17 protein-coding genes and 1 pseudogene are annotated in these 22091 nt (G+C 69.3%); 10 read left to right on the top strand and 8 right to left on the bottom strand.

All coding sequences use genetic code 11. The annotated features are described in order from the left end of the window. Positions 1-38 precede the first annotated feature (38 nt). The 7 genes and pseudogenes from DTS01S_RS01425 to DTS01S_RS01395 all read left to right on the top strand — a co-directional run bounded on the left by DTS01S_RS01425 (position 39) and on the right by DTS01S_RS01395 (position 9256). Positions 39-860 carry a peptidylprolyl isomerase gene (locus tag DTS01S_RS01425; protein ID WP_017405246.1) on the top strand — a complete coding sequence of 274 codons (822 nt, stop codon included), beginning with the start codon at positions 39-41 and terminating at the stop codon, positions 858-860. Between the two features lie 385 nt (positions 861-1245). Next, a pseudogene (locus DTS01S_RS01420) lies at positions 1246-1824 on the top strand (carbonic anhydrase); the annotation flags it as partial. 55 nt (positions 1825-1879) lie between these two features. Beyond that, entirely contained in the window at positions 1880-5473 is a 3594-nt protein-coding gene (locus DTS01S_RS01415) for an LAGLIDADG family homing endonuclease (protein ID WP_061287209.1), read from the top strand. 102 nt (positions 5474-5575) lie between these two features. Next, positions 5576-6808 carry an AAA family ATPase gene (locus DTS01S_RS01410; protein ID WP_017407750.1) on the top strand — a complete coding sequence of 411 codons (1233 nt, stop codon included), beginning with the start codon at positions 5576-5578 and terminating at the stop codon, positions 6806-6808. A 2-nt stretch (positions 6809-6810) separates the two neighbouring features. Beyond that, a complete protein-coding gene (locus DTS01S_RS01405) occupies positions 6811-7464 on the top strand; it encodes a DUF4276 family protein (RefSeq protein WP_026062994.1) in 654 nt (217 codons plus the stop codon). A 52-nt stretch (positions 7465-7516) separates the two neighbouring features. Beyond that, a complete protein-coding gene (locus DTS01S_RS01400; RefSeq protein ID WP_017407421.1) occupies positions 7517-8089 on the top strand; it encodes a hemerythrin domain-containing protein in 573 nt (190 codons plus the stop codon). A gap of 72 nt (positions 8090-8161) precedes the next feature. Beyond that, the gene (locus tag DTS01S_RS01395; RefSeq protein ID WP_017407420.1) at positions 8162-9256 is read left to right on the top strand and encodes an AbrB family transcriptional regulator; all 1095 of its coding nucleotides are present in this window, start codon (positions 8162-8164) and stop codon (positions 9254-9256) included. Positions 9257-9264: 8 nt separating this feature from the next. Here DTS01S_RS01395 and DTS01S_RS01390 read toward each other — a convergent pair whose 3' ends face one another. The 8 genes from DTS01S_RS01390 to DTS01S_RS01355 all read right to left on the bottom strand — a co-directional run bounded on the left by DTS01S_RS01390 (position 9265) and on the right by DTS01S_RS01355 (position 18795). After that, positions 9265-9831, bottom strand: a complete 567-nt coding sequence (locus tag DTS01S_RS01390) for a glycerol-3-phosphate responsive antiterminator (RefSeq protein WP_012203049.1) — start codon at positions 9829-9831, stop codon at positions 9265-9267. Between the two features lies 1 nt (position 9832). Further along, positions 9833-11383: an FAD-binding oxidoreductase gene (locus DTS01S_RS01385; protein ID WP_061287205.1), complete on the bottom strand. Its 1551-nt coding sequence runs from the start codon at positions 11381-11383 to the stop codon at positions 9833-9835. Beyond that, on the bottom strand, positions 11377-13059 hold the full coding sequence (locus DTS01S_RS01380) for a glycerol-3-phosphate dehydrogenase/oxidase (RefSeq protein WP_061287204.1): 1683 nt from the start codon (positions 13057-13059) through the stop codon (positions 11377-11379). Before DTS01S_RS01380 ends, DTS01S_RS01385 begins: the two co-directional genes overlap by 7 nt. Beyond that, positions 13056-14597 carry an FGGY family carbohydrate kinase gene (locus DTS01S_RS01375; RefSeq protein ID WP_061287202.1) on the bottom strand — a complete coding sequence of 514 codons (1542 nt, stop codon included), beginning with the start codon at positions 14595-14597 and terminating at the stop codon, positions 13056-13058. The genes DTS01S_RS01380 and DTS01S_RS01375 overlap by 4 nt, the downstream gene beginning before the upstream one ends. Positions 14598-14610: 13 nt before the next feature. Continuing rightward, entirely contained in the window at positions 14611-16068 is a 1458-nt protein-coding gene (locus tag DTS01S_RS01370; protein WP_016451943.1) for an MFS transporter, read from the bottom strand. 238 nt (positions 16069-16306) lie between these two features. Then, positions 16307-16600, bottom strand: a complete 294-nt coding sequence (locus DTS01S_RS01365; RefSeq protein ID WP_017407311.1) for a BTH_I0359 family protein — start codon at positions 16598-16600, stop codon at positions 16307-16309. A 235-nt stretch (positions 16601-16835) separates the two neighbouring features. Further along, the gene (locus DTS01S_RS01360) at positions 16836-18023 is read right to left on the bottom strand and encodes a DUF3108 domain-containing protein (RefSeq protein ID WP_017407312.1); all 1188 of its coding nucleotides are present in this window, start codon (positions 18021-18023) and stop codon (positions 16836-16838) included. Then, positions 18016-18795, bottom strand: coding sequence for an IclR family transcriptional regulator (locus tag DTS01S_RS01355; RefSeq protein ID WP_012203056.1), 780 nt, complete (start codon positions 18793-18795; stop codon positions 18016-18018). Before DTS01S_RS01355 ends, DTS01S_RS01360 begins: the two co-directional genes overlap by 8 nt. 126 nt (positions 18796-18921) lie before the next feature. On the opposite strand from DTS01S_RS01355, the gene DTS01S_RS01350 reads away from it, so the two are divergent. The 3 genes from DTS01S_RS01350 (at position 18922) to DTS01S_RS01340 (ending at position 22010) form a co-directional block, all read left to right on the top strand. Continuing rightward, positions 18922-19944: a fumarylacetoacetate hydrolase family protein gene (locus DTS01S_RS01350; RefSeq protein ID WP_026062874.1), complete on the top strand. Its 1023-nt coding sequence runs from the start codon at positions 18922-18924 to the stop codon at positions 19942-19944. After that, positions 19941-20954: a TraB/GumN family protein gene (locus DTS01S_RS01345; protein WP_017407315.1), complete on the top strand. Its 1014-nt coding sequence runs from the start codon at positions 19941-19943 to the stop codon at positions 20952-20954. The genes DTS01S_RS01350 and DTS01S_RS01345 overlap by 4 nt, the downstream gene beginning before the upstream one ends. An 81-nt stretch (positions 20955-21035) precedes the next feature. Next, on the top strand, positions 21036-22010 hold the full coding sequence (locus DTS01S_RS01340; RefSeq protein ID WP_016446620.1) for a Bug family tripartite tricarboxylate transporter substrate binding protein: 975 nt from the start codon (positions 21036-21038) through the stop codon (positions 22008-22010). The last annotated feature ends 81 nt before the right edge of the window (positions 22011-22091 follow it).

The raw sequence follows: 22091 nt of genomic DNA, 5'->3' as shown, positions 1-22091 counted from the left end.
CGTCTTCAACCCCTTCTACTTCTACTTCTTCTGCCCCGATGGGGGATCTCCCGGCGATTCCCGAAGTGCCGGCCTTCCAGCCCGTGGGCGAGGCCGGTGCCGAGGTGGCCCGCATCAACAACACGCCGCTGCACGCACCCGGACAGCGCCCGCCCGAGCGCGAACTGCGCCAGCGCGCCTGCACCGAGCTGCTGCGCCAGGCGGCCCAGCGCGAAGGCCTGCTGGGCGCCGATGATGCGGCCGGCGACGACGGCGTCATCAGCGAGCGCGCCTCCCAGGCCATAGAGCAGCTGCTGGAGCAATCGCTGCACCTGCCCGAGCCCGGCGAGGACGCCTGCCGCCGCCACTTCGATGCCAACCCCGCGCGCTTCGCCCAGGGCGAGCGCGTGCGCCTGCGCCACGTGCTGTTTGCCGTCACGCCCGGCGTGGACGTGCGCGCCCTCACCCAGCGGGCCGAGGCCCTGCTGATCGAGCTGCGCTGCGCCGACGACGGCGGCCTGCGCTTTGCCGAGGCCGCGCGCCAATGGTCCAACTGCCCCAGCGGCCAGCATGGCGGCGAACTGGGCTGGCTGGGCCGCAGCGACTGCGCGCCCGAATTCGCGCGCGATGTCTTTGCCTCCCAGGAAATCGGCGTGCTGCCGCGCCTGGTGCACAGCCGCTTCGGCCTGCACGTGGTCGAGGTCTGCGCGCGCGAGGCGGGCGTTCTGCCCGACTGGCAGCAGGCGCGCCCGGCCGTCGCCCAGGCCCTGCACCAGCAGACCTGGGTGAGCGCGCTCCACCAGTACCTGCAGCTGCTGGCCGGCCAGTCCGAAGTGGTGGGCGTGCGCATCGCTGCGGCCGACTCGCCGCTGGTGCAATAGCCGGGCAAAGGCGCAGTGCCCATGCCCGACGACGAACTGCTGCTGCGCCTGCGGCGCTTCCACGAGCACGCCTTCCCGCAGTACCGCGCGCAGTTCCGCACCCTGGTCGAAGAGGCGAGGGCCTGCCCGCCCTCATCTGGGGATCGCGTTGCCCCGCTCCAGGGTCGTATGCAAGGCGCACGTGCGCCGCAAGGCAGGTGCCTTGCAAGCGCGGGCAACGCCGCAGACGGCCCTGGAGCGGGGCAACCCGAAGGGAAGCTGCATGCCAGCGCGCCACTCCGCGTTGCACTCCTTGTGCGTGTGGACACACGCACGGCGTCGCGCGCCTTGATTGGCACGCTGGCATGCAGCTTCGCGACCCCAGATGAGGGCGGGCAGGCCCTGACATCCCACCACGCTGTTCATCGGCTGCTCGGACTCGCGCCTCGTGCCCTACCTGCTTACGGGGGCGCCGCCGGGCGAGCTGTTCCTGGTGCGCAACGTAGGCGCCTTCGTGCCGCCGTACGACGGATCGCACGGCCACCACGGCACGGCGGCGGCCATCGAATTCGCCGTGCTCAACCTGCAGGTCAGCCGCATCGTGGTCTGCGGCCACAGCCACTGCGGAGCCATCAAGGCCCTGTATGGAGAAGTCTCGCCCGAGGCGCGCAACCTGCAGCGCTGGCTGGACCTGGGCCGCGAGGCCGTGCTGCCCGTGCAGGGCGGCCCCGAGGCGCTGCGCCGCACCGAGCAGCGCGCCGTCGTGCTGCAGCTCGAACGGTTGATGGACTATCCCATGGTGCGATCGCGGGTAGAGGCCGGGCAGCTCAGCCTGCACGGGTGGCACTATGTCATCGAAGACGGCGAAGTCCATGTCTTCGATGTCCAGACCGGCCGCTTTGTTGCGGCATCTCAAGCTCCGCACAGCGGCACCGGGCCGTACCCGCCCTACGTGGAGCATGATGGACAAGTGCTTGTCGACTGAGGCCCGAGCAAGTGCCAGGGACGGCGGCAGGCAAGTCAACACGGGAGCCATGCCAATGCATCGCGAAAACCTGGGCCGCGCGCAGGACGCGGCGGATCTGCAGCCCATCAGCCTCGATGTGCTGCGCGAAAAATACCTCAAGAACGGCGAGACCGGCGTGGGCGAGCTCTACGCCCGCGTGGCCCGCGCCCTGGCCTCGGTCGAGCCCGAGGCGCGCCGCGCCGAATGCGAGGCCCTGTTCCTGGCCAACCTGCAGGCCGGCGCCATAGGCGCGGGGCGCATCATGAGCGCGGCCGGCACCGACTTGCAGGCCACGCTGATCAACTGCTTCGTGCAGCCCGTGGGCGACTGCATCCAGGGCGTGGACGACGGCGGCTACCCCGGCATCTACGAAGCCCTGCGCGAAGCCGCCGAAACCATGCGCCGTGGCGGCGGCGTGGGCTACGACTTCTCGCGCATCCGCCCCCGCGGCGCCGAGGTGCGCGCCACCGCCTCGCTGGCCTCGGGCCCGTGCAGCTACATCAACGTCTTCGACCAGTCCTGCGCCACCGTGGAAAGCGCGGGCGCGCGGCGCGGCGCCCAGATGGGCGTGCTGCGCATCGACCACCCCGACGTGCTCGAATTCATCACCGCCAAGCGCACGCCGGGCCGCTGGAACAACTTCAACGTCTCGGTCGGCGTCAGCGACGCCTTCATGCAGGCCGTGGCCGAAGACCAGCCCTGGCACCTGGTGCACCGCGCCCGCCCCGGCACCGCCCTGCTGGATCAGGGTGCCCACCAGCGCGCCGACGGCCAGTGGGTCTACCAGACCCTGCCCGCCCGCACGCTGTGGGACACCATCATGCGCTCGGCCTACGACTTCGCCGAGCCCGGCATCCTCTTCCTGGACCACATCAACGACGACAACAACCTGCGCTACTGCGAGGAGATCGCGGCGACGAATCCTTGCGTCACGGCAGATACCTGGGTACTCACCGAGTCGGGACCAGCCCAGGTTGCAGACCTCGTCGGAAAGACATTTGGCGCCGTGGTCGACGGCCAGGTTTATGCCACCGAAAGCGCGGGCTTCTTTGCCACCGGCCGCAAGCCGGTGCTGCGGCTGACCACACGCGAGGGCCAGGTGCTGCGCCTGACCGCAGACCATCTGGTGCGGCGTGTCGCTCGCCGTACGCGCTATGCGTTGCAGGCTGAATGGACTCCGGCCGCCCAACTGCAGGCAGGCGATGAGGTACTGCTGCACAACCACCGTGCGTTTCAAGGCTGGGATGGGCAGGGCACCGAGGCCGAAGGCTACCTGTTGGGCCTGCTGATAGGCGATGGAACCCTCAAGGCCGACAAGGCCGTGATCAGCGTATGGGCGCCCGAGCTGCGCCAGGTTGCAGGCAACGCCGGCAGTGCGGTGGCCTATGCCGCCACGGGCGCGGCAGGCATCATGCAGGCCGCTGAGGCTGCAGCAGCCAGCTTGCGCCACCGCGCGGATTTCCGTGGATTCCAGCGGCCAGTGGCGGGACGTGGCGAGTCGCGCATGGCCAGTGCCGCATTGCGCGATCTGGCGCTTGGCATGGGGATGGAGCCAGGGCGCAAGTGCATCACCAAGTCCATGGAAGCGGCCTCTTCTGCATTTTCCGCAGGGCTGCTGCGCGGCCTGTTTGATGCCGATGGATCGGTCCAGGGCACACAGGACAAGGGCGTGAGCCTGCGCCTGTCCCAGAGCGATTCTGAGTTGCTGCGTACCGTGCAGCGCATGCTGCTGCGCCAGGGCATGGCGTCGACGATTTATGAGAACCGTCGGCCAGCCCAACTGCGCGCTATGCCCGACGGCAAAGGCGGCCAGCGCGACTATGCAACCCAGGCACAGCATGAACTGGTCATCAGCGGCGACAACCTTGGCATCTTTGCCGACCGCATAGGCCTTGCGGATACCGACAAGGCCGAACGGCTGGAGCAGGCCCTGGCCCAGTACCGGCGCACCCCGAACCGTGAGCGCTTCACTGCCACCGTCCAGGCGTTGGAGAGCGACGGCGAGGAAATGGTCTATGACGTCACGGTGGCAGACTGCCACGCCTTCGACGCCAATGGCCTGTATGTGCACAACTGCGGCGAACAGCCGCTTCCCTCCTACGGATGCTGCGACCTCGGCCCCGTCATCCTCACGCGCTTCGTGCGCCATCCGTTCGGTTTCGCGGGCGAGCCTGCGTTCGACTTCGAGGCCTTCGAGCGCGCCGTGGCCGTGCAGGTGCGTGCGCTGGACAACGTGCTGGAGCTGACCTGGTGGCCGCTGCCGCAGCAGCGCGAGGAAAGCGAGGCCAAGCGGCGCATCGGCGTGGGCTTCACCGGCATGGGCAATGCGCTGGCCATGCTGCGCCTGCGCTACGACGCGCCCGAGGGCCGGGCCATGGCCGCGCGCATTGCCGAGCGCATGCGCGATGCGGCCTATGGCGCCTCGGTGGAGCTGGCGCGCGAGAAGGGGGCCTTCCCCAAGTTCGACGCCGATGGCTACCTGGCCGAAGGCACCTTCGCCAGCCGCTTGCCCGATGCGCTGCGCCAGCGCATACGCACGCACGGCATACGCAACAGCCACCTGCTGTCCATCGCGCCCACGGGCACGGTCAGCCTGGCCTTTGCCGACAACGCCTCCAACGGCATAGAGCCGCCGTTCTCCTGGACCTACAAGCGCAAGAAACGCACGGCCGATGGCGGCAGCGCCGAGTACGCGGTCGAGGACCATGCCTGGCGCCTGTACCGCTCGCTGGGGGGCGACGTGCAGCAGTTGCCCGAGTACTTCGTCAGCGCGCTGCAGATGCCTGCGGCCGGCCACATCGCCATGATGCAGGCCGTGCAGCCCTTCGTGGACACGGCGATCTCCAAGACCGTCAACGTGGCCGCCGACTATCCCTACGAGGACTTCAAGGACCTGTACCGCCAGGCCTGGAAGGCCGGCCTCAAGGGCCTGGCCACCTACCGGCCCAACACCATCCTGGGTGCCGTGCTCGAGACCCATGCGCCCGAATCTGCTGAAAAGCCGGCCTCCCCCGCGCCGGCGGGAGCGGCGGCTTCCGCACCCGACCCGCTGCGCACCGTGATAGAAAGCCGCCCCCAGGGCGCGCTGGACGCCGTGGCCGAGAAGATCGAATACTGGACCCAGCAAGGTCCCAAGCGCCTGTACCTGGTCGTCTCCTTCCTGCCCGTGGTCCTGCCCGATGGCCGCACGGTGGACCGCGCCATCGAATTCTTCATGCCCGTGGGCCAGAGCGGCGAGTCCCAGCAATGGGTGACCTCCAGCATGCGCCTGCTGTCACTGGCCGCGCGCGGCGGCTTCCTGGAGCGCGCCCTCAGCGATATGCGCAAGGTGGCCTGGGACCGGGGTCCCGTGCGCCTGGGCACCCACCAGCGCGAAGACGGCGCGCGCGTGCCCATGTGGCACGACTCCGAAGTGGCCGCCATCGCCTATGCGGTGCAGAACATCCTGGCGCGGCGCGGCAGCGGCGCGCCGCCCGCCCCAGCGCCGCTGCCCGAGCCCGAGGCCCTGGCCACCGACCCCATGGTCATGGCCGGCCGCAAATGCGAGGAATGCGGCGCCCATGCCGTGATCCGCAAGGACGGCTGCGAGTACTGCACGGCCTGCGGCAACCTGGGGAGCTGCGGGTGAAAGTTACCGTGGCCCCGTGCACCATAATCTGCAGTCCTTTGTGGAATGGCTTGCACAGGTCGCCGTGGCGGTGATGTCGCATTCGCGGGAGAGGTTGTTGAGATGGCACAGATCGAAGGTTTCAGGGTCCGCAATTACAAGGCGCTGCGTGACATCACGCTGGGCAAGCTTTCGACCGATCAAAAAGGTGATCCGCTGACCCCTTTCACGGTGGTCATCGGCAAGAACGGGGTGGGCAAAAGCACGCTGTTCGATGCCTTTGGCTTTGTGGCTGACTGCCTGAACACGGATGTGGAGACCGCCTGTGACGACAAGCTGCGCGGTGGCTTCGAGCGCATGCGCGCTCTTGGCGTCAATGAAGCGATTCAGTTCGACATCTACTACCGCGAGGGGCCGGGCGAGCGCCCCATCACCTACGAGCTGGCCATCAACATGGATGCGAGCGGCCGGCCGTTTGTGGAATCCGAAGTCCTGAAACAGCGCCGCAAAGGCCAGAAGCACGGCAGGCCTTATCCGTTTCTGCGCTTGAATCACGGGATTGGCAAGGTCTGGGCCGGGGAAGAGGCAGTCGAGGCAGAGAGCGACGAAGAAGACCGTGCCCAGGAAGACGTTGAGCTGACAGATCTGCGCCAACTTGGCATTGCCACGCTGGGAACCCTGAAAGAGCACCCGCGCATCAAGCGCTTTCGGGACTTCCTCAAGGGCTGGTACCTGTCCTATTTCCACCCCGATGCCGCGCGGACCATCCAGCCGGCGGGAGTGCAGCGCCACCTCAATGTGCATGGCGACAACATCGGTAACGTGGTCCAGTACATGGAGCGCGAGCACAAGGCGCGCTTCCAGGTCATCCTGGACCGCATCGCCACCAAGATCCCCGGGGTGACGAGCATCGACACCAAGGTCACGGACGACAAGCGCGTGCTGCTGAGATTCAACGACGGTGCGTTTGCCGATCCGTTCTATGCGTCCCAGATGTCCGATGGCACCTTGAAAATCTTCGCCTACCTGCTGTTGATGGAAGACCCCGAGCCGCCACCGTTCATCTGCATAGAAGAACCGGAGAACGGCCTGTATCACCGCTTGCTGGAAGCCTTGGCCAACGAACTGCGCAGCCACGCCACCGGCAAGAAAGGGGCTCCGCAGGTCTTTGTCACCACGCACCAGCCTTACTTTGTGGATGCGCTCTCGCCCAAGGAGGTCTGGATTCTGGAGAAGGGTGAGGACGGCTTCTCTGCCATCCGCCGCGCCTCCGACATTGAACTGGTTCGCAACCTCGTGGAAGAGGGCCTGCCTCTGGGGGGGCTCTGGTACAGCGACTACCTGGACGCGAGGTGAGCATGCATATCGAGGTGCTGGTGGAGGATGGTTCAGGCGCACGGCTGGTCGAAACGTTGCTGCCGCAGATCATTGGCGAACAAGGCCAGCCGCACACCTGGCGAATCCACGATTTCAAGGGGATCGGCCGCATCCCCAAAGGACTCGGCAAGAAAGGCGATCCCGTCAAGATGACCTTGCTTGACAGGCTGCCGGGGATTCTGCGAGCGCATGGCAAGACGCACGGCATTGATGCCGTCGTGGTGGTTCTTGACAGCGACACACGCGACTGCAGGCAATTTCTTGGCGAACTGGACGCGATACTCCAGCAATGTGACCCCGCGCCCCGAACCCTGTTTCGCCTCGCCATCGAGGAGATGGAGGCTTGGTACCTCGGCGATCGCCAGGCGCTGATTGCCGCCTACCCCAAAGCAAAAAAGGATGTGCTGGCCCGCTACCGGCAAGACAGCGTTTGCGGCACCTGGGAACTGCTGGCCGACGCAATCCATCCGGGCGGCCACGCCGCCATCAAACATGCCGGCTGGCCGTTGCCGGGGCAGATCAAGCATGAGTGGGCCAGGAACATAGGCCCGCACCTGGATGTGGAGCGCAATGAATCGCCAAGCTTTGGCAAATTCCGCGATGGCTTGCGGCGGCTGACTGCCGGGCAGGGATGAAGCGCAGGCGTTGCGCTACCCTGTCTTTGTCGAGAGTCTTGCTGGACAAAAAATGAACCACGATCCTGCACAGCGAACCTCCACGCTTCCAGGCTGGAGCGCACCGGCCGTGGGCTTCGACCAGCCCTTCGAGATGCTCGAAGCCTGCCACGAGCGCGTGCTGCGCATGCTGGCGCTGCTGGACCGGCTGCGCGTGCATCTCCGGACCAAAGGTTGCGACGACAGCGCACGCCAGGCGGCGCGCGACATCCTGCGCTACTTCGACCAGGCGGCGCCGCTGCACCATGAGGATGAGGAGCTGCATGTCTTCCCCCCGCTGCTGGAGCAGGGCGATGCGCAGACCGTGGCGCTGGTGCAGCGCCTGCAGCGCGAGCACGGCCTGATGAGTGCCGACTGGGCGCTGGCGCGCCAGCCGCTGCTGGACATGGCCGAGGGGCAGTCCCAGGGCTTTGGCGCGGCTGACGAGGAGGTGTTCGAACGCTTCGCGGCCTGCTATGCCAGCCATGTCGAGAATGAAGAGCGGCTGGCCTACCCCCAGGCGCGCGGCCTGCTGCCAGAGGCAACGCAGGCGGCCATGGGCCGTGAGATGGCCGTGCGGCGCGGCGCGGACCTGTCACGGAGATAGCGCCGCCGGCAGCGCGCGGGAGCCGGCGCGGCGATACTCGCAGGCTTTGGACCTGCCCCTGCCTCGCCTGCCATGCCCGAGCGCCGCCCCATTTTCCTGCTTCGCATCGCACTGACCCTGCTGGGCGCCCTTGCCGCCGCCCAGCTGTGCCTGTGGCTGCGCACGCCGCTGCCCTGGATGCTGGGGCCGCTGATCGCCACCTCGCTGGCCTCCATCCTGGGCGCGCCCACGGCCAGCGCGGGCCGGCTGCGCAACGGCGGGCAGTGGATCATCGGCGCCTCGCTGGGCCTGTACTTCACGCCGGCCGTGGTGCAGTTGATCGCGGGGCTGTGGTGGGCGATTGCCGTGGCCATCGTCTGGGCGCTGCTGCTGGGCTGGGGCTTCGGCGCCTGGCTGTACCGCGTGCATGCGCCGCGCATGCCGCAGATACCGGCTGGCGAGATGCGCGCCACCACCTACTTCGCGGGCGCCATTGGCGCGGCGTCGGAGATGACGCTGCTGGCCGAGCGCGAGAACGCGCGCACCGACCTGGTGGCGGCCAGCCACAGCCTGCGCCTGGTCATCGTCACCGTGAGCATTCCGTTCGCGCTGCAGTGGAGTGGCCTGCACGGGCTGGAGGGGCTGACGCCGCCCAGCATCCGCATCGTCGAATGGCCGGGGCTGGCGCTGCTGGCCGTGCTCACGGGCCTGGGCGCCTGGGCCATGGACCGGCTCAGGCGCGCCAACCCCTGGTTCCTGGGCGCGCTGCTGGTGTCCATGCTGCTGACCATGTGCGGCCAGGAACTGTCGGCCGTGCCCCAGGCCCTGGTCAATGCGGCGCAACTGGTGATCGGCATCAGCCTGGGCGTGCGCTTCAAGCGCGAATTCCTGCACACCGCGCCGCGCTGGCTGGGCTCCGTGGCCGTGGGCACCGTGGGGCTCATGGCGATCTGCGCGGGCTTCGCCTGGCTGCTGCACCTGGCCGCGGACCTGCCCTGGGTCACGCTGCTGCTGGGTACCTCGCCGGGCGGCATCACCGAGATGGCCATCACCGCCAAGGTGCTGCAGCTGGGCGTGCCCGTGGTCACGGCCTTCCAGGTCTGCCGGCTGATCGCCGTGCTGCTGCTGGTGGCGCCGCTGTTCCGCTGGGTGGAGGCGCGCGGGCCGGCCGCGTCGCGCACGGCCTAGGGCCCACCTCACCACAGCCCACTGTCGCTGGTCGATACCGCAATCGCACCACCGGCCAGCGCCTGCTGGACCTGCTCCTGGCTGCAGACGAAGCCCGAGGCCACGAGCGGCGGCAGGATGCGGCGCTCGGCCTCGGTGATGTGGGCCAGCATGGGGGCGGGCATGATCTGCACGAGGTTGGGGTCGCTCTGCTCCACGGCCTTGATGCTGCGCGGCCAGGTGGAGCGGTCGGTGACGAAGACCTTTTGCATGGTCAGCAGCCCGGCCTTGTTGGCGCGCTGGATGGTGGCCACGCGCGTGGACAGCAGGCTGCTGGCGCCCAGGTCCACAAGGTAGTCCACGCCGCCCTTGTCGGGCGAGATGCCGTCGCAGCTGTCGATGTTGACGATGGCGATCTTGCCCGCCCCGGTGATGGTGGAGATCACCGAGCGCAGCCGGCGCAGTTCGATGTTGGCGACGATGGCGACCTCGGCCTGGCTGGCCAGCAGCGCGTCCATCTGCTCGGCCCCGTACAGGGTGGCGATGACGGGGCGGCGCGCCAGCCGCGCGCCCAGGGAGTTGTCCGGGCGGCCCATGTCAGAGGTCCAGCCCCAGCTTGCCGGGGTTGAGCAGGTTCTTGGGGTCCAGCATGCGCTTGGTGGCCTCCAGCAGGGCAAAGGCCGGGCCCAGCGATTGCCGCATGTAGGGCGCGCGCAGCAGGCCCACGCCGTGGTGGTGGCTGAGCGTGGCGCCGTGGCGCAGCAGCACGGCGTTGGCCGCGTCCCAGGCCGCGCGGTACCACTGGGCGCGCTGGTCCACGGCCACCTCGCCGCGCAGCGAAAAGTACAGGCAGGCGCCATCCACATAGGCATGCGACTGGTGGGCCGAGCCGGCCAGGGTGCCGGGGATGGCCTGCAGGGCGGCGACCACTTCCTCGTAGATGGCCGGCAGGTCTTTCCAGGGGCCGCACATCTCCAGCGTGTCGGCGACGAAGCCCGGGCCTTTCTTGAAGCCCTCGGCGCTCTTGCCGGTCAGGTAGCGCGTGTCCAGCCAGCGCTCCAGGGTGGCGGCACCGTCCAGCCGTTCTCCCAAGGGTGCGCACACACGTTCGCAGATGGCCATGACGGCATCGACGATCTCGGGCGCGCCTTCGTCGGCGATCAGCAGCACGTTGAGGTCGCTGCGGCCGAATTGCACGCCGCTTTCCAGCGCGTCGTACAGCCGCAGCGCGGCGGGGTTGGCGCCTTGCTGCAGGATCTGTCGGCAGGCCTCCAGGCCCTGGGCAAAGCTGGCGAAGCCATAGGCGATGGCGCGGCCGTGGTCGGGCAGGCGGTGCAGCTTGAAGCGGATGCGCACGATCACGCCGAGCGTGCCTTCCGAGCCGATGAACAGCTGCTGCAGGTCCGGCCCGATGGCCGCGCGCGCGTAGCCGCCCACGGTGACGAGGCGGCCATCGGCCAGCACCACGTCCATGCCGTGGACCATGTCCTCGATCTTTCCGTAGCGCGTGGACAGCTGGCCCGCGCCCCGGCAGGCCACCCAGCCGCCCACGGTGCTGATGCCGAAGGACGAGGGCCAGTGGCCCATGGTCATGCCGTGGCGGCGCTGGATGGTTTCCTCGAACACGTCGCCGAACATGCCGGCCTCGACCTCGACGATCTGGCTTTGCTCGTCCATGGCGATGAAGCGATTGAGTTCGCACAGGTCCAGCACGATGCCGCCGCGCAGGGGCAGGGCCGCGCCCGTGACGTTGCTGCGCCCGGCCGAGACGGTGACGGGAATGGCGTGCGCGTCGGCAATGCGCATCACGGCCTGCACCTGCTCCACGGTGGATGCATGGGCGATGACGGCCTGCGGCGTGGCCGGGTGGCCCGAGGTCTCGGCCACCATGGTGCGGGCCCACCAGTCGCGCGTGCCGGCAACGATGTCGGCGCGCTCGGTCTGCACGCGGTCGCAGGCGGCGCGCAGCGCGGCGAGCGCGGCCTCGGGCACGGCCACGGGCTCGTGCTGCAGGCCGCAGGCAGGACCTTCGGAGGCAGGGCGGTCGGCTGCGGGTGCGGCCTGCGACGCCCAGCCCGGGGTCGTGGGGGCGCCCACCACGTAGTTGCGGCGGTTGTAGCCGCGGGCGATTGCGTCTTTGCTCAGCATTGGATGTCTCCCATCAAAATCTGTTTCTCGCGCTCCATGGCGCGGCGGTAGTCGTGGATCTGCTGCGCTATCTGCGCAGGTGCCAGCCCCAGTTCCTGGGCCAGGATGTCGCCCACGCGCGCTGCGGCGCGGGCCGATGCATCGCGCGCCATGAGCCGGGCGCGCATGCGGCGCGAGAGCACGTCTTCCACCGTGCGCGCCATTTCGTGGCGCGCGGCGTAGAGGACTTCGGCCTCGGTGTGGGGCAGTCCCTCGACGATGGGCCGGGCCAGCGCGGGATGCGCGTCGAGGATGTCGCTGACGAAGCGCGCCTCCGTGCCGTAGCGCTCGCCCAGGTGGGCCGACAGTCCGCCCGTGGCCGTGATGGCCTGGGCGTCGTAGCCGGCCGCGCCCAGCAGGAAGGCCGAGGCGGTGGTGCAGCGCGTGCGCCGGCCCAGCAGCTTTTCCACGGCGTCCACGGTCTGCTCGGCCATGTGGCGCGAGGTGGTGAGCTTGCCGCCGACGATGGTGACCAGGCCGTCGGCTGCCACATGGATCTCGTGGTTGCGCTTCATCTCCACGGTCTTGCCGCCGGGCGGGCCGACCAGGGGGCGGCAGCCGGCGATGGAGCCGACCACGTCCTCGGGCGACAGGTCCACCTTGAGCGCCGATCGGGCGCCTTCGAGCAGGAAGTCCAGCTCGGCGCGCGTGCAGTGCACGTCGTCCAGGCTGCCCGCATAGTCCTCGTCGGTGGTGCCCAGGTAGGACACATCGCCCCAGCGCGTGATGGTGGCGCGCCGGCTGCGGCCCGGCACGGGGATGGTGACGGTGCAGTCGTTGCGTATGCGCAGCCAGGGAATGGCCACGTGCACGCCCTTGGCGGGGCGCACGTGCAGCTGCGCCTGCTGGTCGGGCCTGCGGCCATCCCAGTCGCGCAGCCAGACGCCCGTGGCCATGACCACGCTGCGCGCGCGCACCGTGATCTCGCGGCCATCGGCCTGGACGATGGCGCCGTCCACGCCGCCGTGGGCGTTGCGCGTGATGGCGGTGGCCCGGGCATGGTTGAGCACGGCCGCGCCATGGAAGGCCGCCGTGCGCGCCACGGCCAGCGTGAGCCGCGCATCGTCCACGCGCGCATCGAAGTACATGTAGCCGCCCAGGAGCTGCTCTTCGCGGAAGGTCGGGCAGTGCGACAGCACCTCGGCCTTGCCGAGCTTGCGGTGCAGGATGCCTTCGCGCCAGCCGCCGGCCAGGTCGTAGGTCCACAGCAGGCTGCCGAAGGCCTTGGCCAGGCGGGCGTCGAAGACGCCGTCGCGTTCCATCACGGGAAACAGGAAGGGCAGGCGCTGCACCAGGTGCCGCGCATTGCGGCGCAGGCGCTGGCGCTCCAGCAGCGAGTGCCGCACCAGTCCCAGGTTGCCCTGCTCGATGTAGCGCAGGCCGCCGTGCACCATCTTGGAGGACTTGGACGAGGTGCCCGAGGCGAAGTCGTCCTTCTCCACCAGCGCCACGCGCAGGCCGCGCAGGCTGGCGTCCAGCGCCGCATAGGCGCCCGTGATGCCGCCGCCGATGACCAGCAGGTCGAAGGCCTCGTCGCCCAGCCGCGCGAGCTGGTCGGCGCGCTGCAGCTGCAGCGGCGCGGTCTGGGTCAGTGCGGCGCTGTCCCTGCGCTCCTTGCCAAAGGGCCATTGCATCATGCGCAGCCCTCCAGGGCGGCGCTGCGGCCGGGGGCCCGGGCGCGGGCCAGTTCGTCGCCCACGCGGGCGCGCCAGATGCGGCGGCGCTCGCCGCGCTCTTCGGCGGCCATGCGCGGGGTGAAGACCGCTTCGGTGCGCAGCGTGGCGCAGGCCTGCTCCAGCCCGTCCCACAGCAGGCCTGCGCTGCCGGCCATGAAGGCGATGCCGCGCAGGCTGGCCTTGTCGGTATCGGCCAGGCGGCGCACGGGCAGGCCGCCCAGGTCGGCCTGGATCTGCAGCAGCGCATCGCTGCCCGACAGGCCGCCGCCCACCAGCAGCTCGCCCACCTCGGTGCCTGCGGCCGCCTCGTCCGCCTGCACGCAGGAGGCCACGGAATGCGCAATGCCTTCGAGGATGGAGCGCGCCAGCTGCGGCCGCGAGGTGGCCATGGACACGCCCGAGATCGAGGCCCGCGCGCCCGGCTCCATGGCCGGCAGGCGCAGGCCGGTGAGCGCGGGGATGAAGACCAGGTCGGTCGGCGTCTCGGCCTCGCGGGCCAGGGTGCTGATCTGCTGCGGGTTGTCGAACCACTGCAGCTTCTCGCAGATCCAGTTGAGCGCCGATCCCGTGGTGGGCACATAGGTCTCGATGGCATAGCGCGAGACACCGTCCATGCGCCGCGCCGTCATGGTCAGCGAGCTTTCATGGGCCGCGTCATGCGCGGGCAGCTTTGTTCCCGTGAGCACATCGACGAAGCTGCCCGTGCCATGCACGCACAGCGCCTGGCCCCGCTCCAGGCAGCCCAGGCCCACGGCGGCCGCATGCTGGTCGCCCGCGCAGGCCAGGATGGGCACGGCCAGGCCCAGCAGCTCGGTGCGCGTGCGGCCGAAGTCCTGCACGTCCTCGCACAGGCGGGGCAGCAGTTCGGCGGGAAACTCCAGCGCGTCCAGCCAGTCCTGCAGGTAGCGGTGATCGCCCAGCGCATAGGCGTTGCCCGAGGTCACGTTGGTGGGCGTGGTGACCACGGCGCGCGCATCCGACAGATGCCACAGCAGCCAGGAGTCGATGGTGCCGAAGGCCAGGCGGCGCTGCTGCCAGGCCTGGGCCACGGCCGGGCATTCGCGCAGCTTGTGCGCGGCCCACAGGTAGGGCGAACGCACGCCCACGGGCCGGCCCGCGTGACGGATCAGCCGGGCATCCCAGTCGCCGGCCAGCAGGGCCAGTTCGTCGCGGTGGCGCGAGTCCTGCCAGACCATGATGGGCGCCAGCGAACGGCCCGTGGCCGTGTCCCAGAGCACGGCCGAGCAGCGCTGGTTGGCAATGGCCAGGGCCACGATCTGCTGGCCGCTGCCCTGGGCGCGGGCGATGGCGCGGCGGCACACGTCCAGCGTGCGCTCCAGCAGCAGGTCGGCGTCCTGCTCGACCACGCCGGGGCGCGGACAGTGGATTTCCAGCGGCAGATAGTCCTGGGCGGACACCTGCCCGTCGCGCCCCACGACGGCGGCGCGCGTGCCCGAGGTGCCTTCGTCGATGCAAAGGATCACGGCTTCATGGTGCATGGGGTGTTCTCTTTCAGGCGGTGGTTTGAGCGATCTTGGCGGGCGGGGCGGCGTCGTCCGCGAACTGGGGCGCGCCGGGCTCGTCGTCGGGGTTCACCGTGGTGCGCGTGGGGTCCCAGCGGATGGAAAAGCAGACGATGCTGGCCAGCAGCGGCACCACGGACAGGATGAGGAAGGTGTTCTCCAGCCCGTACTGCTGGCGGAACAGCGGGAACACCAGCAGCCCCAGCGCCGCGCCCATGGCGCCCAGCGCGCCGATCACGCCGTTGGCGCCCGCGCGCAGCTCGCTGCGGAACGACAGCGTGGACAGGCTCTTGCCGTTGGCGCCTGGACCGCCCGAGTGAAAGAGGATGAACAGCGAGGGCACGGCCACGGCCAGCCAGATCGGCATGCGGCCGTTGAACAGGCCCAGCACCAGCAGCATCAGGAACACCAGCGCAAAGCCGAAGGCCGAGGCCCGCCGCAGGCCCAGCCTGCGCCCGATGACGGGCGACAGGAAGCCGCCGACGATGCCGAACACGTTGAACACCAGCGCGCCCAGCGTGGCCTCGCGGAAGTCCTTGCCGAACAGCGAGGCGCTGATCAGCGGCAGGTACCAGCCCACGGCAAAGTACTGGATGGACTGGCCTATCTGCACCGTGGCCGCCAGCAGCGTGCGCGGCAGGTAGATGCCGCGAAAGATCAGCAGCACATTGGCCAGGCCGCGCCGGGCCGGGTTGAGCACGGGAAGGCGTTCGGCGGGCGGCGCGGCCTCGAAGCGCTGGCCGTGTGCGCCGTAGATGCGCGTCATGGCGCGGGCGGCGTCATCCAGCCGCTCCTTGCGTGCCAGCCAGGTCGGGCTTTCCACCAGCAGCGCGGCCTGCATGCCCAGGATGAACAGGCCGAACACCGCCGTGGCGGCCACCGAATAGCGCCACAGCGAATCGCCCACGTCCCAGGAATGGAACCACAGCGCCAGCACCAGGTTGCTGCACACGGCCATGTACCACATGCCCTGCCAGACATTGAGCCGGCTCTTGAGGCGGGCGGGCGTGAATTCGGCCAGCACCGCCATGGCGATGGCGAAGTCGATGCCATAGGCCGCGCCCACGAAGAAGCGGCCGAAGAGGATGGTGGCGTAGTCGGGCGCCATGCTGACCAGCAGCGCGCCGGCCACGGCCAGCACCTTGGCGATGACCAGGGGGCGCATGCGGCCCCAGCGGTCGGCCATCCAGCCGCCGATGGGGTTGAAGGCGATGGACACCCAGGAGGCCAGCGACGTCATCCAGGCCACTTCGGCCGGCGTCAGCTGCTGGTCGCGCGTCATGGGGCCCAGGCCCACGCTGAGTGCGGAGTTGGAGAATGCGTCGAGGAAAAGTCCGCCGAGGGCCAGCCACCAGATGGTGCCGGCGCGGCCTGAAATGCCCTGGCGTGCGTCGATGTAGGCGATGACATCCTGAACGCCGCGAACCCTGTGGATGCTGGTCTGCATGCTGGCCTCCTGTGTTTCTGCAAGAGGCCGGCAAACCGTACAGGCGCGACAAGACCATCTCACAGATGGTCTTCAAATCTTGAACCTGTGCGGCGATTCTAGGCAGCAGGCGCAGCCTGCGGATCGGTGAAAGCACCAGGGTGCGCGCAATGGCCGCGCCCAAAGAAAAGGCCCGCCGCAGGTTCTCTGCGGCGGGCCTGGCGCGAAGTCCCTTCACGGGACCGTGCGCTGTGTGCTGTCAGTGGACCACGACAGGCTGCTGGGCCAGGCCGGCGTAGCGCTCCAGGGCGTCCTCGACCTCTTCCTCGGTGGGGGCGTCCTGCTGCCAGGCGATGATCTGCTTCTGGAACATCTCGGCCCAGGATCCATCCAGGTAGACCTCCTTGCCCGAGCGCTTGTCCACGATTTCGAAGCCGTGGCGTGGCAGTTGGCGGGCGGCATTGACCGCAGCTTCGCCGGCCGCTGCATCCGGATCCATGTCGGGACGCAGATGGAGCACCACAAAAGATTCGGAGTCGTAAAGCATTTGCATGGTGTTCCCTTTCTGGCCCGTTGCCGGGCGTCGCACAGCCTACATGGCTGCGAAGCGCCGGATTTCAAGGACCGTGGGGGTCCCGATCTATCGCAGGCACTTGCATGCAGTATTCCACGGATTGGCATGCGCTGCGGCGTGTGCCGCAGGCCGCGCTGTGGTAGGCGGGCGGTGGCGGTGGCTGCAAGTGCAGGACTACCGGGAAATCACCGGTGTCCCACCGGTGTCCCGTGTGTCAAGGCGCCTGGCGGCTCTTGAGCTGCAGATCGGCGAAGTCGCCGTTGTCCTGCGCCAGCCGGATGCGCACGGGCAGGTATTGCATGGACGGCGCCAGCCACAGCGAGGCCTGCTGGTCATCGCCGGCCGCCGCGATCTTGTCCAGCCGCAGCGCCTGCGTGCTGCCCGAGGGCAGGTCCAGCGTCTCGGTCTCGCCCACGCGGAAGGTCCAGCGGTCGGCGCGCCGCGCGCTGACGGTGATGAAGCTGATCTGCGTGCCCGCCGGGTAGCGCTGCGGCGCCGCCGCCAGCAGGGCCGACAGCTGCAGGAACACGCTGAGCCGGTCCTGGGCGCCGGGCGCGATGGGCGCGTCGGGCGCGCCCGTGCTGAAGCGCGCCAGGTTCTGGTCGAACGCCAGCTGCGCCGATTGCTCCTTGCGCGCCTTGTCGTTGAAGCGGCTGGGCTCCAGGCCCCTGTCGGTGATGCGGCCCTCGCTGGTTTGCGAGCGCGAGCCCAGCAGGAACAGGCTGACTTCCTGGCTGGCCTGGTACTGGCCGTTGGCATGGCGCCAGACCAGCTCGGCATTGGCCGAATAGTTGAAGCGCTTGGCCTGGCCGGTGACGGCGAACGACAGCCGCGCGGGATCGGGCAGTTGCACGGGAACGGGGGCGTCGGAGGCCAGCGGCGTGCCGTCGGGCGAGGTGATGGCCATGCCCTGGGCCGGGCCGGCCGAGGGCGTGGGCGGTGTTTCGGGTTCGGGCTTGGGAGCGGGCGGCGCCGGCGGTGTGGCCGGAGTTGGCTCGCTGCCGGCACCCGTATCGGCAGCAGCACGGGCGGTTTCCGAGGCGTCCGATGCAGCAGGCTCCTGCGCTGCGGCCATCGGCAAGGGCTCCACGGTTTCGCGGATGGGCGTGTCCAGCGGCTCGGCCACGGGTGCGGTGGGCGCGGCGGGTGTCGGGCGCTGGACCTTGGGGCGAGGGCGGGGTTGCGGCTTGGGTACGGGCGCAGGTGTCTCGGGCGCGGCGGCGGGCGGGGGCGCGGGTGGCTCGGGCAGGGACAGCGCCCGTGTCTGCATGGCCGCCACCTCGGTGCGCGGTGCCGATACCTGGTTCCACAGCGGCAGGCCCAGCAGGGCCAGCGCATGGCCGCCCAGCACCACGGCGGTGAGGGCGGGCAGGGCGCGCTGGCGCAGGTGCATTTCAGGCATTCCAGCCCAGGTCCTGGGACAGCTGCACGCAGGCCTCGCGCAGGGGCGCATCGATGGCGCCGCCGTATTCGGGGTCGAAGGTGGCAATCGAGCCCAGCGTGGTCAGGCCCAGCACGATATGGCCCGAGGAGTCGAAGACCGGCGTGCAAAAGGCCACGATGCCGGGCAGCACGGTATCGACCACCCGTGCGGTGCCGCGCTCGCGCACCTCGGCCAGCATGGCGTCTATGGCCTCGGGGGTGAGCGGCAGGTCCTTGCGCTGGATGCGGCGGGCCTTGTCCACCTCGGGCTCCAGCAGCGGGGCCGTGACCTCGCGCGGCAGCCAGGCCGCGAAGCAGCGCCCGGTGGCCGAGGCCAGCATGGGCATGACGTCGCCCAGGCGCAGATTGGCGGTGACCGACTGCGCGCTTTCCTCCCAGTGCACGATGGTCGGCCCGTGGTTGCCCCAGACGGCGATGGCCGCCGTGTGGTGGATGCGCTCCATGAGCGCGGGCATGCGTTCGCGCGCCAGCCGCACGGGGTCCAGCCGCGCCAGCGATGCCAGGCCCAGCTTGAGCGAGGCCGGGCCCAGGTCGTAGCGGGAGGTGCGCGCGTCCTGGGTAACCAGGCCGATGCGCTGGAAGCTCACGAGGTAGCGGTGGGCCTTGGCGGCGCTCATGCCGGCGTCGGACGCCAGGTCCTTGAGCATCTGCGGGCCCCGGGCGCGCGTCAGAGCCTCCAGCAATGTAAAACCGACCTCTACCGATTGAATCCCTGCGCGTTCCTTATCCATTGCAATAGAATTTGGTTTTGTTTAGTTAAATCAATTTAACTTATCGTAATTCGTGGCTGCGTCGCCATGGGTATCCAGGCCGCTGCCCGGATGCCGTGGCGCGCGGCGGCGGCACGGGGGAGCAGCATGAAACTTGCCACATACAAGGACGGATCGCGGGACGGGCAACTGGTCGTGGTGTCACGCGACCTGAGCCAGGCCCATTATGCGACCGGCATAGCGAGCCGCATGCAGCAGGTGCTCGACGACTGGAGCTACATGGCGCCCCAGCTGCAGGACCTGTACCACCTGCTCAACAGCGGCAAGGCGGTCCATGCCTTTGCCTTCGATCCGCGCCAGTGCATGGCGCCGCTGCCGCGCGCCTACCAGTGGGCCGACGGCTCGGCCTACATCAACCATGTGGAGCTGGTGCGCCAGGCGCGCGGCGCCGAGGTGCCTGCCAATTTCTACACCGACCCGCTGATGTACCAGGGCGGCAGCGACGATTTCCTGGGCCCTTGCGACGATGTGGTGGTGCCCAGCGAGTCCATGGGCATCGACTTCGAGGCCGAGATCGCCGTCATCACCGCCGACGTGCCCATGGGCGCCACGCCCGAGCGTGCGCTGGGCGGCGTGCGCCTGGTCATGCTGGCCAACGACGTGAGCCTGCGCAACCTGATCCCCAATGAGCTGTCCAAGGGCTTCGGCTTCTTCCAGTCCAAGCCCGCCACCTCCTTCAGCCCGGTGGCCGTGACGCTGGACGAGCTGGGCGACGCCTGGAAGGGCGGCCGCCTGCACCTGACGCTGCAGTCCACCTGGAACGGCCGCAAGGTCGGCATGTGCGATGCGGGCGAGGACATGAGCTTTCACTTCGGCCAGCTCATCGCCCATATCTGCAAGACGCGCAATGTGCGCGCCGGCTCCATCGTGGGCAGCGGCACCGTGAGCAACAAGGGCGTGGAAAGCGGCAAGGGCAAGAACCGGCGCATGGAGTGGCCCAAGGGCTACAGCTGCATTGCGGAGAAGCGCTGCATAGAGACCATCCAGGACGGCGCGCCCAAGACCGAGTTCATGCGCTTCGGCGACACCATCCGCATCGAGATGAAGGGCAAGGACGGCCAGAGCATCTTCGGCGCCATCGACCAGAACATCGTCGAGCCTGCCGAATGAGCCGCGTCTGCGCACCCTGGTGGCGCCTGGCGGGCAGGTCGCTGCGCGCCGGCCTGGCCGCGCTGGCGCTGTCGCCGCTGGCCGCGGCATTCGCGGCGCCCCCGGCCGCGGACCCCGTCACCTGCCCGCCCGAGGCGCGCATGCCCGGCCCGGACGAGATCCGCGCCCTGCAGCGCAAGGCGCAGGACCGTGGGCTGCTGTGGCGCATCGAGCACCGGGGCCGCACCAGCTGGCTCTACGGCACCATGCACGCGGCCAAGCTCGGCTGGAGCGTGCCCGGCCCCACGGTGGCGGACGCGCTGCGCGCCTCCGACAGCCTGGCGCTGGAGCTGAACATCCTCGATCCCGAGGTCATGAAGGTCTTGTTCGCCGGCATGCAGGCGCGGCCCGATGCGCCGCCGCTGCGCGGCGATCTCCAGCGCCGGCTTGAGGAGCAAAGGCGCCTGGCCTGCGCCGGCCCCGAGCTGGCCCTGCTGCGCCCCGACGCCCAGGTGATCTCCCTGTTGTCGCTGGCCGGCCGCAGCGAGGGGCTGGACGCGTCCTATGGCATCGATTTCTCGCTGGCCGGCGTGGCGCTGGCCCTGGGCAAGCCCGTGCTGTCGCTGGAGACACCCGAGCTGCAACTGCGCGAGCTGGTCTCGGACGACCCCGCGCGCGTGGCCGAGACGGTGGAGTCCGGCCTGCGCCAGCTCGAAAGCGGCACCGCGTCCCAGAAACTGGGGCTGATCGCAGGCGTCTGGGCTGATGGCCGCATCCACCTGCTGGAGAGCCTGCCCGACTGGTGCGACTGCATGGCCAATGCCGCCGAGCGTGCCGACTACGACCGCATGGTCTATGGCCGCAACCCCGGCCTGGCGCGCGAAGTGGCGCGGCAGATCCGTTCCGGCCGCAGCGTGTTCGCCGCCGTGGGCGCCCTGCACATGGTGGGCACGCGTGGCCTGCCGGCGCTGCTGGCGGCCCAGGGCTTCAAGGTGCAGCGCGTGGAGTTCCCCGCAGCCAGCCCGCCCTGAAACACACGGCCGCCGCCTCCATGAACAAGAGCAACAGGGCGCGGCCAGGACCCATCCACACCCATCCCACAGGAGACAACAATGGACCGTAGACAATTCCTGGCCGCCGTGGCGGCCTCATCGGCCGGCATGGCCGCGCCTTTTGCACAGGCGCAGGACTGGCCCGCCAGCAACATCCGCTGGGTCGTGCCCTATCCGCCCGGCGGCGGCACCGACGTGCTGGCGCGCACCGTGGCCGAGGCCATGCGCCAGACGCTGAACCAGACCATCGTGGTGGACAACCGCCCCGGCGCCTCCACCAACATCGGCGCCCAGATCGTGGCCACGGCCAAGCCCGACGGCTACACCATCATGTCGGCCGACAACGCCGTGCTGGCCTACAACGAGCACCTGTTCAGCAAGCTGTCCTTCAACCCCGAAAAGGACTTCACCTACATCGGCGGCATCAGCCGCTTCCCGATGGCGCTGGTGGTGAACCCGAACTTCGAGGCCAAGACCTTCAAGGAATTCCTGGCCTACGTGAAGGCGCATCCGGGTCAGGTCAACTACGCCTCTCCCGGCAACGGCTCGCCCCACCACCTGGCCATGGAGATGTTCAAGAACCGCACGGGCACCTTCCTGACGCACATCCCCTATCGCGGCGCGGCGCCTGCGCTGGCCGACGTGATGGGCGGCCAGGTGCCCTGCATGTTCCTGGACCTGGCCTCGGGCCTGCCCGTGATCCAGTCGGGCAAGGTGCGCGCCCTGGCCATCGGCACGGGCAAGCGCGTGCCCAGCCTGCCCGAGCTGCCCACGCTGGCCGAGGTCGGCGTGCCCGATACCGAGGTCTATGCCTTCCAGGGCATCCTGGGCCCGGCCAAGATGCCCCCGGCCGTGGTGCAGCGCCTGAACGCCGAGCTCAACAAGGCCCTGGCCAACCCCGCCGTGGTCAAGCGCATGCAGGACTTCGGCATGGAGGCGCTGCCCGGCACGCCCGAGCAGTTCCTGGCCATGTCGCGCGCGGAGTCCAAGCGCTGGGGGGCCATCATCAAGAGCGCGGGCGTGAAGCTGGACTGACCCCCTGAGGCGCTGCGCGCCTTCCCGTTGCACGTCGCCCCTTCTCGCTTCGCGGAGGGGGCGTACGGGCAGCCGGCGACA

The sequence above is a fragment of the Delftia tsuruhatensis NBRC 16741 genome (genome assembly GCF_001571325.1).
GTDB lineage: Bacteria > Pseudomonadota > Gammaproteobacteria > Burkholderiales > Burkholderiaceae_C > Comamonas > Comamonas tsuruhatensis.
The sequence above is the reverse complement of the archived record's forward strand: the minus strand, read 5'-3'. Positions and strand labels throughout refer to the sequence as shown.

Coding starts and splice junctions, on each gene's coding strand:
- DTS01S_RS01425 (WP_017405246.1), top strand. CDS start 39: ATGGGGGATCTCCCGGCGATTCCCGAAGTGCCGGCCTTCCAGCCCGTG.
- DTS01S_RS01415 (WP_061287209.1), top strand. CDS start 1,880: ATGCATCGCGAAAACCTGGGCCGCGCGCAGGACGCGGCGGATCTGCAG.
- DTS01S_RS01410 (WP_017407750.1), top strand. CDS start 5,576: ATGGCACAGATCGAAGGTTTCAGGGTCCGCAATTACAAGGCGCTGCGT.
- DTS01S_RS01405 (WP_026062994.1), top strand. CDS start 6,811: ATGCATATCGAGGTGCTGGTGGAGGATGGTTCAGGCGCACGGCTGGTC.
- DTS01S_RS01400 (WP_017407421.1), top strand. CDS start 7,517: ATGAACCACGATCCTGCACAGCGAACCTCCACGCTTCCAGGCTGGAGC.
- DTS01S_RS01395 (WP_017407420.1), top strand. CDS start 8,162: ATGCCCGAGCGCCGCCCCATTTTCCTGCTTCGCATCGCACTGACCCTG.
- DTS01S_RS01390 (WP_012203049.1), bottom strand. CDS start 9,831: ATGGGCCGCCCGGACAACTCCCTGGGCGCGCGGCTGGCGCGCCGCCCC.
- DTS01S_RS01385 (WP_061287205.1), bottom strand. CDS start 11,383: ATGCTGAGCAAAGACGCAATCGCCCGCGGCTACAACCGCCGCAACTAC.
- DTS01S_RS01380 (WP_061287204.1), bottom strand. CDS start 13,059: ATGATGCAATGGCCCTTTGGCAAGGAGCGCAGGGACAGCGCCGCACTG.
- DTS01S_RS01375 (WP_061287202.1), bottom strand. CDS start 14,597: ATGCACCATGAAGCCGTGATCCTTTGCATCGACGAAGGCACCTCGGGC.
- DTS01S_RS01370 (WP_016451943.1), bottom strand. CDS start 16,068: ATGCAGACCAGCATCCACAGGGTTCGCGGCGTTCAGGATGTCATCGCC.
- DTS01S_RS01365 (WP_017407311.1), bottom strand. CDS start 16,600: ATGCAAATGCTTTACGACTCCGAATCTTTTGTGGTGCTCCATCTGCGT.
- DTS01S_RS01360 (WP_017407312.1), bottom strand. CDS start 18,023: ATGCCTGAAATGCACCTGCGCCAGCGCGCCCTGCCCGCCCTCACCGCC.
- DTS01S_RS01355 (WP_012203056.1), bottom strand. CDS start 18,795: ATGGATAAGGAACGCGCAGGGATTCAATCGGTAGAGGTCGGTTTTACA.
- DTS01S_RS01350 (WP_026062874.1), top strand. CDS start 18,922: ATGAAACTTGCCACATACAAGGACGGATCGCGGGACGGGCAACTGGTC.
- DTS01S_RS01345 (WP_017407315.1), top strand. CDS start 19,941: ATGAGCCGCGTCTGCGCACCCTGGTGGCGCCTGGCGGGCAGGTCGCTG.
- DTS01S_RS01340 (WP_016446620.1), top strand. CDS start 21,036: ATGGACCGTAGACAATTCCTGGCCGCCGTGGCGGCCTCATCGGCCGGC.